Genomic DNA, 13,562 nt, shown 5'->3' on the forward strand with positions numbered 1-13,562 from the left:
CGCGGCACGTCGCCCGCGCCGCGGCATCGTCCTTGCGTGCCCGCGCGCCGCACGCTCAGCCGGCCGCCCGTGCCGCGATCGCCCGCAGCGCATGCGCGGCCGCCGCGAAACCGAAGCTCGCGGTCACGCACACGCTCGAACCGAAGCCCGCACAGTTGAGCCCCGCGACGTGCGCGGCCGCGGACGGCTCGGCGCCGTCCTCGATGTCGCAGGCCGCCGCTTCCGGATAGATCAGCGGCTCGTCCGAATACACGGCGCTGACCTTGAAGCGCGCCTTCGGCCCGCGCGGAAAGCCGTGCTGCTTGCGCAGCTGCGCGCGGACCTTCGACAGCAGCGGATCCTGAATCGTCAGCGCGAGATCGTCGATGCGGATGCGCGTCGGGTCGAGCTGCCCGCCCGCGCCGCCGACGACGATCAACGGCTGCCGTTTCGCGACGCACCACGCGATCAGCGCGACCTTCGTGCGCACGCTGTCGATCGCATCGATCACGTAGTCGAAGCCGCCGCCGAGCAGCGCGTCGAAATTGTCGGGTTCGACGAAATCCTCGACGCGGTTCACGCGGCATGCGGGATCGATCAGCGCGATGCGCTCGGCCATCGCGTCGACCTTCGGCTTGCCGTAATTGCCGTCGAGCGCATGGATCTGCCGGTTCGTGTTGCTTTCCGCGACGTTGTCGAGATCGATCAGCGTCAGCGTGCCGACCGCGTTGCGCGCGAGCGCCTCGGCCACCCACGACCCGACGCCGCCGATTCCGATCACCGCGACGTGCGCCCGCTCGAACGCGGCGGCCGCCGGCGCGCCGTACAGGCGCGCGACGCCGCCGAAACGCCGCGCGCGATCCACGTCAAGCTGGATTTCCGGGGTCGGGGTAAGATCGGAAGAACTGGGCGGGGCGGCGTCGGCGGCGGACATGGCAGCAAGGAAAACGTAAGTCGTGCAGCCCTCTATTCTGCCTGAACTCCCCGCTCGCACGCGCTACCGTGCACGCACGATTCTCGCGCGTTCGCTATACTGGCCCCAGATTGAAGCGTTTGCATAACATGACGACTCTCGCCGATCTTCGGATCAACTATTCGCGCGCTTCGCTCGACGAAGCCGATGCCGCCCCCGACCCCTTCGCCCAGTTCGATCGCTGGTTCAAGGAGGCGCTCGCCGCCAAGCTGCCCGAGCCGAACACGATGACGCTCGCGACCGTCGGCGCCGACGGCCGGCCGTCGGCCCGGATCGTGCTCATCAAGGGCGTCGACGAACGCGGGTTCGTCTTCTTCACCAATTACGAAAGCCGCAAGGGGCACGATCTGGCCGTGCATCCGCACGCCGCGCTGCTGTTCTACTGGATCGAGCTCGAGCGCCAGGTACGCATCGAAGGCCGGATCGAGAAAACCAGCGCGGAAGAAAGCGACCGCTATTTCGCGTCGCGCCCGCTCGGCTCGCGCATCGGCGCGTGGGCGTCGGACCAGAGCACCGTGATCGACAGCCGCGCGACGCTCGAAGCGCGCGAACAGGCCGTCAGCGAACGCTACGGCGACAACCCGCCGCGCCCGCCGCACTGGGGCGGCTATCGCCTCGTGCCCGACGCGATCGAATTCTGGCAGGGCCGCCCGTCGCGGCTGCACGACCGCCTGCTCTATACGCGCGACGCCGCGGCGGCGCCGGGCTGGACGATCTCGCGCCTGTCGCCGTAAGCGCGGCGCCGGCGCACGCCGGTCGTGTCTCGTGTTGCATCCGGGCGCCCGCGCCGCAAGCGGTGGGCGCCGGTCAAGATACTTGGCTGTATTCGATTCAACGAACAAACGGAGAATCCAAATGTTCTGGGAAAAGAAGCTGGCACAGTGGGCGGACGAAGTACGGGCAAAAGCGAACATACCGGCGCGACTCGTGCTGTGGAACGGCGATCAACTCGATTTCGGCACCTTCAGCGCGCCGCAGGTCACGCTGAAGGTGAACAGCGCGTCGGCGCTGCCGCTGCTGCTCGAACCGAGCCTCGACAACCTCGGCGAGGCATACGTGAAGGGCAAGATCGACATCGAAGGCAAGCTGTCGGACATCATCAACATCGGCTACTCGCTCGCGCGCAGCACCGTGACGAGCGCGAGCAAGCTCGCACGCGTGAAGCGCTACTTCAATCACACGAAGAGCACCGACAAGAAAGCGATCCAGTACCACTACGACGTCTCGAACGAGTTCTACAAGCTGTGGCTCGACGAGAACATGGTGTACTCGTGCGCGTACTTCGAGAACGGCGACGAGGATCTCGCCACCGCGCAGATCAAGAAGATCGACCACATCCTGACGAAGATCCAGCTGCAGCCCGGCCAGCGCCTGCTCGACATCGGCTGCGGATGGGGCGCGCTGGTGCTGCGCGCCGCGCAGAAGTTCGGCGCGACGTGTCTCGGCGTGACGCTGTCGCAGAACCAGTTCGACCTCGCGACCGCGCGCGTGAAGGCGGCGGGGCTCGAAGACAGGATCGAGATTCGTCTGCAGGATTACCGCGAGATCGAAGGCCAGTTCGACCGCATCACGAGCGTCGGGATGTTCGAGCACGTCGGGCGCAAGAACCTGCCGCTCTATTTCTCGCGCATCCGCGAGCTGCTGACCGACGACGGCATCGCGATGAACCACGGGATCACGTCGACCGACGCGGAAAGCGGCGAAACCGCGCTCGGCGGCGGCGAATTCATCGACCGCTACGTGTTCCCCGACGGCGAGCTCCCGCACATCAGCCTCGCGCTCGAAGCGGCGCAGCGCGGCGGGCTCGAGGCGGTTGACGTCGAAAGCCTGCGCCGGCACTATGCGCGCACGCTCGACATCTGGACGGAAAACTTCGAGGCGAAAGCCGAGGAAGCGCGAAAGCTCGTCGACGACGAAAAATTCCGCATCTGGCGCGTGTATCTCGCCGGCTGCGCGTATGCGTTCGAGCACGACGACGTGTCGATCTTCCAGATCGTGTGCCGCAAGGCCGGGCGCAGCGCGAAAACGCTGCCGTGGTCGCGGCGCTATATGTACGAACACGCGCTGCCGCGCTAGGCGGCGCATCACGCTGGGCATGCATGGGTGACGGCAGGACGCGGCGCAAGGCGCCGCCGCAACGACAGCGGCACGACGACGCCGACGAGTCGCACGCCGACGGGCAGTTCGACCTGTTCGGCGTGCCGACGGACGCCGCACGCACGTCGCCGGCGGACGGTGACCGCTCCGCCAGCCCCGACGAGCCCGTGACGCCGGACGCAGCGAAAGACCCTCGACCGGCGCCGCCCGCCCGTACGACCGCCCGACCCGCCGCCGAAGACGCCCCCGCCCCGTCGTCCGGCCTGCTGTGGGACGAACCGCCGTCGGCGGTCGCCCCGCCAAAGAAAGGCCGCCGCAAGCGCGGCGTGCTGCCCGCGCCGATCTCGGCGGACGTCGCCGAAGTCGCGGCCGGCCTGCCGCCGAACGTGCGGCTCGGCACCTCGTCGTGGTATTTCCCCGGCTGGAACGGCATCGTCTACGACGGCGACTTCGCGCAGACGAAGCTGTCGCGCGAAGGGCTCGAAGCGTACGGCGCGCATCCGCTGCTGAAAAGCGTGAGCCTCGACCGGTCGTTCTACGGCCCGCTGTCGGTGGCCGACTACCTGCGCTACGCGCAGCAGGTGCCCGACGATTTCCGCTTCGTCGTGAAGGCGCCGGCCGCGGTGACCGACGCGGTGATCCGCGGCCGGCGCGGCGAGCCGTCCGGGCCGAACCCGACGTTCCTCGATGCGCCGCTCGCGACCCGCGAATTCGTCCAGCCGTGCCTCGACGGGCTCGGCCGGAAAGCCGGCGTGCTCGTGTTCCAGTTCTCGCCGCTGCCCGATCAACTGCTCGCGCAGCCGGCCGCGCTGATCGACCGGCTCGCCGCGTTCTTCGCGGCGCTGCCGCCGCTGCCGCCGGACGCCGACGGCACGCGCTATGCGATCGAGATCCGCGATGCGAGCCTGCTCACGCCGCGCTTCATCCGCACGCTGGCCGCGCTCGGCGTGCGCTACTGCGTCGGCCTGCACGCGCGGATGCCCGACCCGCTGCGCCAGGCCGCCGCGCTCGCGCTGCTCGACGGCGACGCGCCGGGCCCGCTGATCGTGCGCTGGAGCCTGCACGGCGGCTTCAAGTACGAGCAGGCGAAAGCGAAATACGAGCCGTTCGACAAGCTCGTCGACGAGGATCCGGCCACGCGTTCGGCGCTCGCCGAACTGGCCGCGCGCTACGCGCTGGCCGGGCAGCCGGTGATCATCACGATCAACAACAAGGCGGAAGGCTCGGCGCCGCTGTCGTGCCTCGCGCTCGCACGCGAAATCGCCGCCGCGTGCGCGCAGTGGCGCAACGAGGCGGCGTGACGCCGGTTGCCGCGGCCGACGCTCAGGCGCCGCGCAGCGACTTCAGCCGGTGCGAGAACTTCTGCCGGAATTTCGCGAGCTTCGGCCCGATCACGACCGAGCAATAGCCCTGCCCCGGGTTGCGCGCGTAATAGTTCTGATGATAGTCCTCGGCCGGCCAGTAGTTGCCGTCGAGCGGCACGACCTGTGTGACGATCGGCTGGCCGAACACCTGTTCGCGCTCGAGCTCGCGGATCACATCGAGCGCCGTATCGCGCTGCGCATCCGAGTGCGTGAACACGACCGACCGGTATTGCGTGCCGACGTCGTTGCCCTGCCGGTTCAACTGGGTCGGATCGTGCGTCGCGAAGAAAATCTCGAGGATCTCGCGATAACCGATGCGCGCCGGGTCGAACGTCACGTTGACGACTTCCGCGTGGCCCGTGTCGCCTTCGCAGATGTCGCGATAGCCCGGATTGCGGGTATGACCGCCCGCGTAACCCGACTGGACGGCCGTCACGCCGTCGACGTCGAGAAACACGGCCTCCGTGCACCAGAAACACCCGCCTCCGAGCGTCGCGGTTTCAAGCATTTCGTTCCCCATGAAATCAGCCTCTCGTGGATGATGGCAGCCGGCACACGCGTGCCGGCTGCCACGGTTTCGCATCGCCGCTGCCGGCCCGCGGTGCGGGACGCGGCGGCACTCCGGCAAGTATCTCACTCGCGCGCGAAACTGGCAGATCGGCCAGGCGTCGCACGCGACCGGCAGCGTATTTCTCGTCTACACTAGGCACGCGCACGCGGCGGTCACCCCGCCGCGTCAACCCAGCGTCCGATGCATGCCCGACCCCGATGCCAACACCATCTGCCGGAACATCGATATGCACGCCTTAACAGACATCGCCTGCGTCGCGGCCCCGCTCGCCGCTACGTCAATCGCACCGTCGCGGTGGCGCGTGCCCGTTTCACGGAGCGCGCCGCGCGGCAACCCGTCGCCTTTTCCCGCTTTCACGACCTGATGCACGGCATCGCGCGCGTCGCCGACGCGTTGCATTCGCCTGCCGCTCGCTCCGCCGGCATGATGCGCGCCGCGCGGCCACCGCAGTCCGCACGTCCGCAACGAACGGCCGTGCGTCCACGATCCGACACCTTCGAGAGACACCACCATGAGCATGCGGCCTGACCCGACGTTTCACGCTTCGCCCGAGCTTGCGATGCAGGCGCCGGCGGAAGAGTTTGCCTATACGTTGTTGCTGAGCCCCGATTTTTCCAGACCCGACGCGCTCGCCGTGATCGACGTGAAGCCCGGTTCGTCGACGTACGGCAAGATCGTGCATACGGTGACGATGCCGAACACCGGCGACGAGTTTCACCATTTCGGCTGGAATGCGTGCTCGTCGTCGCTGTCGCCGCTCACCGGCCATGCGTTCCTCGAGCGCCGCTTCCTGATCATCCCCGGCCTGCGCTCGTCGCGCATCTACGTGATCGACACGAAGCCGCATCCGACGCAGGCGCGCATCCACAAGATCATCGAGCCCGACGAGATCTTCGCGAAAACCGGCTATTCGCGGCCGCACACCGTGCATTGCGGCCCCGAGGGCATCTACGTGAGCACGCTCGGCGGGGCGGGCAAGGACGGCACCGACGGCGCGCCCGGCATCTTCATCATGGATTGCGAAACCTTCGACGTGCTCGGCCGTTGGGAAATCGACCGCGGCCCGCAGGACAAGCACTACGACTTCTGGTGGAACCTGCCGCGCGACTACATGGTGTCGAGCGAATGGGCGCTGCCGCCGCAATTCGAGAACGGGATCGTCCCCGAGGATCTGCTCGCGAACAAGTACGGGCACCGGCTGCATTTCTGGGATCTGCGCGCGCGACGCAACGTGCAGACGATCGATCTCGGCGCGCAGCACCAGATGGCGCTCGAGGTGCGGCCCGCGCACGACCCGGTGCGCGAGTACGGATTCGTCGGCGTCGTGGTCGATACGACCAATCTCGAGGGCTCGATCTGGACCTGGTGGCGCGAAGGCGGCAAGTTCCATGTGAAGAAGACCGCGACGATCCCGGCCGAGCCGGCGGCGGCCGACGCGCTGCCGCCGCTGCTGCAAGGATTCGGCGCGGTGCCGCCGCTCGTGACCGACATCGACCTGTCGCTCGACGACCGCTTCCTGTACGTGTCGTGCTGGGGCACCGGCGAGATGCGCCAGTACGACGTGTCGGACCCGCACCACCCGGTGCTCGCCGGGTCGGTGCGCATCGGCGGCATCGCACGCCGTGCGCCGCACTCGAACGGCCGCACGTTCGCGGGCGGCCCGCAGATGGTCGAGATCAGCCGAGACGGCCGGCGCGTGTACTGGACCAACTCGCTCTATTCGACGTGGGACGACCAGTTCTATCCGGACGGCGTGCCGGCCGCGCAGGTGCTCGCGCACGCGGGGCCGGACGGCGGGCTGACGCTCGCCGACGACTACTGGGTCGAATTCCCCGACGGCTATCGCGCGCACCAGATCCGGCTCGAAGGCGGCGACTGCTCGACCGACTCGTTCTGCTATCCGTCGGTCAAGCGTTGAGCGCCGGGCTTCATGCGCCGTTCGCGCTGTGGGCGGCCGTGCTCGCGAGCGGCGTCTATCACGGGCTCAACCCGGCGATGGGCTGGCCGCTCGCGGTGTCGAACGCGCTGATGACGCGCCGCGGCGGCGCGCTCGTCGCGGCGCTCGGCTATCTCGCGCTCGGTCATGCGCTCGCCGTCTTCACGGTGATGCTGCCGTTCGGGCTGCTCGCCGCACTGCTCGCGTGGCAAACGGCGATCCGGATCGGCGCGAGCGCGCTCGTGATCGGCTTCGGCGCGGTGCTGCTGATCCGGCGCCGGCATCCGCGGGCGCTCGCGCGGATTCCGCCGGCGCGGCTCGGCCTGTGGTCGTTCGCGGTCGCGCTCGCGCACGGCGCGGGGCTGATGCTCGTGCCGATCTACCTCGGCCTGTGCGGGCTCGATCGCGATGCCGGCCACCGCGCGGCAGCGATGCTCGTCGATGCGCATCTCGGGATGGCGCTCGTCGTCGCGGCCGTGCACGCGACCGCGATGATCGCCGCCGGCGGCGGGCTCGCATGGCTCGTGTACCGCTATCTCGGGCTGAAGTTCGTGTCGCGGAGCTGGTTCAATCTCGACACGGTGTGGGCGTCGAGCCTGATCGTGACGGGGGCGCTGTCGCTCGGGCTGGCGGCGGCGCGATAGCGCGCGATGCGATGCAATGCCCGGCAGCGCAATCCGGCGCCGGGACGAACGGCCGCACCGTCAAAAAGCGTGACGGAACGGCGATGCCGGCCGCGCGCCGCACTGTTCGCTACGTCACCCTGCCGTCACGATGCGCCGCCCGACCGGGCCCGGCGGCCCCGATTCCGCTAAAATCGGGCCATGCGCACCCCTTCCTCATCGACCGCCTTGTCGTCTTTCGTCCGCCGCGCCCGTCGCACCCGCGCCGTGTCGCGCCCGCCCGTCCCGTTCCGGATGGCTGCCCGATGAGCCACGCCAATCCGCCGGATTTCGACTCGGCCGCCTTCCGGCAGGCGCTCGGCCAGTTCGCGACGGGCGTGACGGTGATCACGACGCAGGCGCCCTCCGGCCAGTTGATCGGCATCACCGCCAGCTCGTTCAATTCGGTTTCGCTCGATCCGCCGCTCGTGCTGTGGAGCCTCGCGCACAAATCGGCGTCGACGCCGGTGTTCCGCGGCAACAGCCATTACGTGGTGAACGTGCTCGCGGCGTCGCAGCTCGACCTGTGCAAGCGCTTTTCGACCTACAAGGGCGACCGCTTCGAAGGGATCGCGCACGCGGCCGGCAACTCGGGGATGCCCGTGCTCGACGGCGCGCTCGCGTGGTTCGAATGCCACAACCGCAGCCGCTACGACGAAGGCGACCACGTGATCTTCGTCGGCGAAGTGGAACGCTGCGGCGTGCGCGCCGTATCGGACGCCGCCCCGCCGCTCGTGTTCCACGGCGGCGGCTTCCACGGCCTCACACCGCTTTGATCGCCCCCGTGCGCGCGAGGCCGACCGGCGCGCCGGCTTCGTCCTTCAGTGTCTGCAGCACGATGTTCGAACGGATGTCCATCACGCCCGGCGCCTTGTACAGGCGGTTCAGCACGAAATCCGAATAGTGCTTGAGGTTGTGCGCGAGCACGCGCAGCAGATAGTGGCTCTCGCCCGTCACGACGAACGCGCCGACCACCTCCGGCCATTCGCGCAGCGCTTCCGCGAAGCGCTCGTGCCATTGATTCTCTTCGTTGCGCATCGACACCTGCACGAACGCCTCGAGCTCGAAGCCGAGCTTCTCGCGGCTCAGGCACGCGCGATAGTGCTCGATCACGCCCTGCTCCTCGAGCAGGCGCATGCGGCGCAGGCAGGCGGATGGCGAAAGCGAAATGCGTTCGGCCAGGTCGAGATTGCTGATTCTGCCCTCCTCCTGCAATACCGCCAGAATCCGGCAGTCGGTGGCATCGAGCGTGATCGCGTGCATTTTTGGTCCCCGTTTTCCCTCTGAGTCGAATTATCTGCCAATCCGGCGGATTGTCCATGTTTATTTCGCAAGCACTTTCTGCGAGCGTCCACCTATCATTCGATGCATCGATTCACGATTCGTCATGCCATGGACACACTCTGGGACATCTCGCCGCCCGTCAGCCCCGCCACCCCCGTGTGGCCGGGCGATACGCCGGTTTCCGTCGAGCGCGTGTGGCGGATGGAGGCCGGTTCGCCGGTCAACGTCGCGCGCCTGACGCTGTCGCCGCACACGGGCGCGCACTGCGACGCGCCGCTGCACTACGACGCCGACGGCGCGCCGATCGGCGCGGTGCCGCTCGACACCTATCTCGGCCCGTGCCGCGTGATCCATTGCATCGGCGCGGCGCCCGTCGTGCGGCCGGCCGATATCGCGGCCACGCTCGACGGCGTGCCGCCGCGCGTGCTGCTGCGCACGTATGCGCGCGCCGCGGTCGAACGATGGGACAGCCATTTCTGCGCGGTCGCGCCCGACACCGTCGATCTGCTCGCCGCGCATGGCGTCAAGCTGATCGGCATCGACACGCCGTCGCTCGACCCGCAGGAATCGAAGACGATGGATGCGCACCATCGCGTGCGCGCGCACCGGATGGCGATCCTCGAAGGCATCGTGCTCGACGACGTGCCGCCCGGCGACTACGAATTGATCGCGCTGCCGCTGAAATTCGCGACGCTCGACGCGAGCCCCGTGCGCGCGGTGCTGCGCGCGCTGCCCGCACGCGCCGCCTGACTACCCCGACCCACGACCCCACATCATGATGATCAAGACCCGTGAAGACGCGCTCGCGCTCGACCGCGACGACCCGCTGGCGCCGCTGCGCGACCAGTTCTCGCTGCCCGACGGCGTGATCTACCTCGACGGCAATTCGCTCGGCGCGCAGCCGCGCGCGTCGGCCGCCCGCGCGCAGCAGGTGATCGGCGCCGAATGGGGCGAAGGCCTGATCCGCAGCTGGAACACGGCCGGCTGGTTCGCGCTGCCGCGCCGCCTCGGCGACAAGCTCGCGACGCTGATCGGCGGCGCGCCCGGCGAAACGGTCGTGACCGACACCATCTCGATCAACCTGTTCAAGCTGCTGTCGGCGATGCTGCGCCACCAGGCCGAGCGCGCGCCCGAGCGCCGCGTGATCGTGTCGGAGCGCTCGAACTTCCCGACCGATCTGTATATCGCGCAGGGGCTGATCGAACAGCTCGGCGGCGGCTACGAGCTGCGCCTGATCGACGATCCGGCCGACCTGCCCGGCGCGCTCGGCGCGGACACGGCCGTCGCGATGATCACGCACGTGAACTACCGCACCGGCTACATGCACGACATGCCGGCCGTCACGCAGCTCGTGCACGACGCGGGCGCGCTGATGCTGTGGGATCTCGCGCACTCGGCCGGCGCGGTGCCGGTCGACCTGAACGGCGCACGCGCGGACGGCGCGGTCGGCTGCACGTACAAGTACCTGAACGGCGGCCCCGGCTCACCCGCGTTCGTGTGGGTGCCGCAGCGTCACCTCGCGCATTTCTCGCAGCCGCTGTCGGGCTGGTGGGGCCATCGCGCGCCGTTCGCGATGCAGCCGGGCTTCGCGCCGGATCCGGGCATCGCGCGCTTCCTGTGCGGCACGCAGCCGATCGTGTCGATGTCGATGGTCGAATGCGGGCTCGACGTGTTCCTGCAGACCGACATGGATGCGATCCGCCGCAAGTCGCTCGCGCTGACCGACGCGTTCATCGCGCTCGTCGAAGCGCGCTGCGCGGGCCTGTCGCTGAAGCTCGTCACGCCGCGCGCGCATCACCAGCGCGGCTCGCAGGCGAGCTTCGAGCATCCGCACGGCTACGAAGTGATGCAGGCGCTGATCGCGCGCGGCGTGATCGGCGACTACCGCGAGCCGTACGTGCTGCGCTTCGGCTTCACGCCGCTCTATACGCGCTTCGTCGACGTGTGGGATGCGGTCGAGACGCTGCGCGACATCCTCGCCACCGATGCGTGGAAGGCGCCCGAATTCGCCGAACGCGGCGCGGTGACCTGAGCGGTCTTGCGCGGCGCGCCGCCGTTGCAGGCGGCGCATGCGCCGCGCGTTCGTCATTCAAATCTGGAGAAAGTCGTGAATTCTGGTCATATGCAGCCGCCCGGCGGCGACGCGCCGGCAGGCTGCCCGTTCTCGGGCGCACGCGCCGCACAACCGGCGCAAGCCGCGCATGAAGCGCCGCACGTGCCGGGCGAGGCCGACACGCAAGCCGGCTGGCACAACGCGCAACTCGATTTCTCGAAGTCGATGAGCTACGGCGACTACCTGTCGCTGAATTCGATCCTCGACGCGCAGCATCCGCTGTCGCCCGATCACAACGAGATGCTGTTCATCATCCAGCATCAGACGAGCGAGCTGTGGATGAAGCTCGCGCTGTTCGAGCTGCGCGGCGCGCTCGACGCGGTGCGCACCGACGCGCTGCCGCCCGCGTTCAAGATGCTTGCGCGCGTGTCGCGCATCCTCGAGCAACTGGTGCAGGCGTGGAACGTGCTGTCGACGATGACGCCGTCCGAGTATTCGGCGATGCGGCCGTATCTCGGCCAGTCGTCGGGCTTCCAGTCGTACCAGTATCGCCAGCTCGAATTCCTGCTCGGCAACAAGAACGCGCAGATGCTGCAGCCGCATGCGCACCGGCCGGACATCCTCGAACAGGTGCGCGCGACACTCGAGGCGCCGTCGTTCTACGACGAGGTCGTGCGCCTGCTGGCGCGGCGCGGGTTCGCGATCGCGCCGGAGCGGCTCGAGCGCGACTGGACGCAGCCGATGCGGCACGACGAGACGGTCGAGGCTGCATGGCTCGAGGTCTATCGTCATCCGCAGCAGCACTGGGAGCTGTACGAGATGGCCGAGGAACTGGTCGATCTCGAAGATGCGTTCCGCCAGTGGCGCTTCCGTCACGTGACGACAGTCGAACGCATCATCGGCTTCAAGCAGGGCACGGGCGGCACGAGCGGCGCGCCGTACCTGCGCAAGATGCTCGACGTCGTGCTGTTCCCCGAGCTCTGGCACGTGCGCACCACGCTGTAACGCCCGTCACGCGCCCGCCGTCACGACGACGTGCGGGCGAGTTCCTCCCCTTCGCGCGGCTGAGCCGGCGCGCGCGACAGCCGCGGAATGTGCCGCCGCACCGCGAGCAGCGCGACGCACACCACGCCCATCGCGACGGCCAGCATCGTCAGGTACGCGCCCGCGCCGCCCGACGTGATCACGATCGCGCCCGCGAACGCACTGAGGATCGCGCCGAGCCGGCCGAACGCGAGCGCGCTCGCGGTGCCCGTCGCGCGTACGGCCGTCGGGTAGATGTACGCGCAGAGCGCATACATCGTCGACTGCACCGCGTTGACGAACAACCCGTGCAGGCCGAGCCCGACGATCAGCCAGCCCGTGTGGCGGCTCGCATCGACACCCATCAGCCACACCGCGCTCGCCGCGCCGCCGATGCTGCACAGCGCGAGCGGCCAGCGCGAGCCCGCATGCGCGATCGCCCATGCGCACAGCAGCGCGCCGATCACGCCGCCGAGGTTGTACGCGGTGAGCCCCGAGCCCGCGACCGACACGCTCAACCCGCTCGCCGCGAGCATCGTCGGCAGCCAGCTGAACGCCGCATACACGGCGAGCAGGCACATGAAGAACGCGCACCAGAGCGCGATCGTGTCGCGCGCCTGCCCGCCCGCGAACAGCGCGCCGAAGCCGCCGCGGCCGCCCGGCGCACGGGCGTCCTTCATATCGGTGAACACCGTGCCCGGCGCGACCGGCCGCCGCATCCGCGCGAGCAGCGCACCGAGTTCCGGCCAGCGTGCGGGGCGCCGCGCCAGATAACGCGGCGATTCCGGCAACGCGCGCACGAGCACGAAGCCGAGCACGAGCGGCAACGCGCCGCCCGCGAAGAACAGCCCGCGCCAGCCGTAGCGCGGCAGCACCTCGTGCGCGAACAGGCCGGCCAGCATCCCGCCGAGCGGCACGCAGACGATCGTCGCGGTCACCATCATCGTGCGGCGCCGCGCGGGCGTGTATTCGGCGGTCATCGTCGTGGCCGTCGGCAGCGCGCCGCCGATCCCGAGCCCCGCGCAAAAGCGCAGTATCGCGATCGTCGCGACATCGGGCGCGAACCCGATCGCGCAGGTCGCGAGGCCGAACAGGAATACGCTGCCGATCACGGCCCGGCGGCGACCGAAGCGGTCCGCGACGATCCCCGCGCACGCGCTGCCGATCCCCATGCCGACCAGCCCCGCCGCGACGGCCGGCGCGAACGCGCCGCGCGCGATGCCCCATTCGCGGATCAGCACGGGAATCGCGAAACCGATCAACTGGCCGTCGAAGCCGTCGAGCACGATCGCGAGCGCGGCGAGCAGCACGACGCAGCGCTGCATCGGCGTGAACGGCCCGTCGTCGAGCGTCGTGCCGATGTCGACCGACGGCGGCAGCCGTTCAGTCAGTGCGTCGGTCGTGCTCATGCGGCCTCCGATGCACCGCGCGCCGGCGGCAAGATGCGCGGACGGCGCGCGACGAGACAACGGCATTCGATGGTTTTCATGGCGTCTCCGGTTGTCCGGGCTGGCGCACGCTAGCGTGCCCGGATCTCATGCTGTGCAGTCGACCGGCGCCCATCGAGCGGCGCCGGTGTGTTGTCCCACCCTTCACGATCCATTGCCGTCGCTTCGCGGG

Annotated in this window: 14 protein-coding genes; 9 read left to right on the top strand and 5 right to left on the bottom strand. The window is 69.0% G+C overall.

The genetic code is table 11. The features are described from left to right. Nucleotides 1-55 precede the first annotated feature (55 nt). Entirely contained in the window at nt 56-913 is an 858-nt protein-coding gene (locus CFB35_RS13465; RefSeq protein ID WP_059578424.1) for a ThiF family adenylyltransferase, read from the bottom strand. 128 nt (nt 914-1,041) lie between these two features. Between CFB35_RS13465 and pdxH the strand changes: the two genes are divergently transcribed. The 3 genes from pdxH to CFB35_RS13480 all read left to right on the top strand — a co-directional run bounded on the left by pdxH (nt 1,042) and on the right by CFB35_RS13480 (nt 4,350). Beyond that, the gene (pdxH, locus tag CFB35_RS13470) at nt 1,042-1,686 is read left to right on the top strand and encodes a pyridoxamine 5'-phosphate oxidase (protein WP_059578428.1); all 645 of its coding nucleotides are present in this window, start codon (nt 1,042-1,044) and stop codon (nt 1,684-1,686) included. Nucleotides 1,687-1,807: 121 nt separating this feature from the next. Beyond that, the gene (locus CFB35_RS13475) at nt 1,808-3,028 is read left to right on the top strand and encodes a cyclopropane-fatty-acyl-phospholipid synthase family protein (RefSeq protein ID WP_059609116.1); all 1,221 of its coding nucleotides are present in this window, start codon (nt 1,808-1,810) and stop codon (nt 3,026-3,028) included. Between the two features lie 23 nt (nt 3,029-3,051). After that, a complete protein-coding gene (locus CFB35_RS13480) occupies nt 3,052-4,350 on the top strand; it encodes a DUF72 domain-containing protein (RefSeq protein ID WP_089465090.1) in 1,299 nt (432 codons plus the stop codon). A gap of 22 nt (nt 4,351-4,372) precedes the next feature. Here the strand turns inward: CFB35_RS13480 and msrA are convergent, their stop codons facing one another. Together msrA and CFB35_RS35330 are read right to left on the bottom strand one after the other, a co-directional pair. Continuing rightward, entirely contained in the window at nt 4,373-4,933 is a 561-nt protein-coding gene (gene msrA / locus CFB35_RS13485; protein WP_059578436.1) for a peptide-methionine (S)-S-oxide reductase MsrA, read from the bottom strand. Nucleotides 4,934-5,149: 216 nt separating this feature from the next. Further along, nucleotides 5,150-5,383, bottom strand: coding sequence for a hypothetical protein (locus CFB35_RS35330; RefSeq protein ID WP_226094298.1), 234 nt, complete (start codon nt 5,381-5,383; stop codon nt 5,150-5,152). Nucleotides 5,384-5,495: 112 nt separating this feature from the next. Here CFB35_RS35330 and CFB35_RS13495 point away from each other — a divergent pair, with 112 nt between their 5' ends. The 3 genes from CFB35_RS13495 (at nt 5,496) to CFB35_RS13505 (ending at nt 8,358) form a co-directional block, all read left to right on the top strand. After that, nucleotides 5,496-6,902 (top strand): selenium-binding protein SBP56-related protein, encoded by a 1,407-nt coding sequence (locus CFB35_RS13495; RefSeq protein ID WP_089465091.1) that lies wholly within the window; start codon nt 5,496-5,498, stop codon nt 6,900-6,902. Next, entirely contained in the window at nt 6,899-7,564 is a 666-nt protein-coding gene (locus tag CFB35_RS13500; RefSeq protein WP_089465092.1) for a hypothetical protein, read from the top strand. Before CFB35_RS13495 ends, CFB35_RS13500 begins: the two co-directional genes overlap by 4 nt. 284 nt (nt 7,565-7,848) lie before the next feature. Next, on the top strand, nt 7,849-8,358 hold the full coding sequence (locus CFB35_RS13505) for a flavin reductase family protein (RefSeq protein ID WP_059578443.1): 510 nt from the start codon (nt 7,849-7,851) through the stop codon (nt 8,356-8,358). Here the strand turns inward: CFB35_RS13505 and CFB35_RS13510 are convergent. Further along, a complete protein-coding gene (locus tag CFB35_RS13510) occupies nt 8,345-8,845 on the bottom strand; it encodes an Lrp/AsnC family transcriptional regulator (protein ID WP_006477992.1) in 501 nt (166 codons plus the stop codon). The genes CFB35_RS13505 and CFB35_RS13510 overlap by 14 nt on opposite strands. 129 nt (nt 8,846-8,974) lie before the next feature. On the opposite strand from CFB35_RS13510, the gene kynB reads away from it, so the two are divergent. The 3 genes from kynB (at nt 8,975) to kynA (ending at nt 11,924) form a co-directional block, all read left to right on the top strand. Further along, nucleotides 8,975-9,616 (top strand): arylformamidase, encoded by a 642-nt coding sequence (kynB, locus tag CFB35_RS13515; RefSeq protein ID WP_089465093.1) that lies wholly within the window; start codon nt 8,975-8,977, stop codon nt 9,614-9,616. Nucleotides 9,617-9,644: 28 nt separating this feature from the next. After that, complete coding sequence (gene kynU, locus CFB35_RS13520; RefSeq protein WP_264160269.1) at nt 9,645-10,898, top strand: kynureninase; 1,254 nt, start codon at nt 9,645-9,647, stop codon at nt 10,896-10,898. 90 nt (nt 10,899-10,988) lie between these two features. Continuing rightward, nucleotides 10,989-11,924, top strand: coding sequence for a tryptophan 2,3-dioxygenase (kynA, locus tag CFB35_RS13525; RefSeq protein ID WP_059578451.1), 936 nt, complete (start codon nt 10,989-10,991; stop codon nt 11,922-11,924). A gap of 20 nt (nt 11,925-11,944) precedes the next feature. On the opposite strand, the gene CFB35_RS13530 is transcribed toward kynA, so the two are convergent. Beyond that, the gene (locus CFB35_RS13530; RefSeq protein WP_179231742.1) at nt 11,945-13,417 is read right to left on the bottom strand and encodes an MFS transporter; all 1,473 of its coding nucleotides are present in this window, start codon (nt 13,415-13,417) and stop codon (nt 11,945-11,947) included. Nucleotides 13,418-13,562: the final 145 nt, after the last annotated feature.

The sequence above is a fragment of the Burkholderia sp. AU16482 genome, from assembly GCF_002223285.1.
Classification (GTDB): Bacteria; Pseudomonadota; Gammaproteobacteria; order Burkholderiales; family Burkholderiaceae; genus Burkholderia; species Burkholderia semiarida.

Coding starts and splice junctions, on each gene's coding strand:
- CFB35_RS13465 (WP_059578424.1), bottom strand. CDS start 913: ATGTCCGCCGCCGACGCCGCCCCGCCCAGTTCTTCCGATCTTACCCCG.
- pdxH (WP_059578428.1), top strand. CDS start 1,042: ATGACGACTCTCGCCGATCTTCGGATCAACTATTCGCGCGCTTCGCTC.
- CFB35_RS13475 (WP_059609116.1), top strand. CDS start 1,808: ATGTTCTGGGAAAAGAAGCTGGCACAGTGGGCGGACGAAGTACGGGCA.
- CFB35_RS13480 (WP_089465090.1), top strand. CDS start 3,052: ATGGGTGACGGCAGGACGCGGCGCAAGGCGCCGCCGCAACGACAGCGG.
- msrA (WP_059578436.1), bottom strand. CDS start 4,933: ATGGGGAACGAAATGCTTGAAACCGCGACGCTCGGAGGCGGGTGTTTC.
- CFB35_RS35330 (WP_226094298.1), bottom strand. CDS start 5,383: ATGCAACGCGTCGGCGACGCGCGCGATGCCGTGCATCAGGTCGTGAAA.
- CFB35_RS13495 (WP_089465091.1), top strand. CDS start 5,496: ATGAGCATGCGGCCTGACCCGACGTTTCACGCTTCGCCCGAGCTTGCG.
- CFB35_RS13505 (WP_059578443.1), top strand. CDS start 7,849: ATGAGCCACGCCAATCCGCCGGATTTCGACTCGGCCGCCTTCCGGCAG.
- CFB35_RS13510 (WP_006477992.1), bottom strand. CDS start 8,845: ATGCACGCGATCACGCTCGATGCCACCGACTGCCGGATTCTGGCGGTA.
- kynB (WP_089465093.1), top strand. CDS start 8,975: ATGGACACACTCTGGGACATCTCGCCGCCCGTCAGCCCCGCCACCCCC.
- kynU (WP_264160269.1), top strand. CDS start 9,645: ATGATCAAGACCCGTGAAGACGCGCTCGCGCTCGACCGCGACGACCCG.
- kynA (WP_059578451.1), top strand. CDS start 10,989: ATGCAGCCGCCCGGCGGCGACGCGCCGGCAGGCTGCCCGTTCTCGGGC.
- CFB35_RS13530 (WP_179231742.1), bottom strand. CDS start 13,417: ATGCCGTTGTCTCGTCGCGCGCCGTCCGCGCATCTTGCCGCCGGCGCG.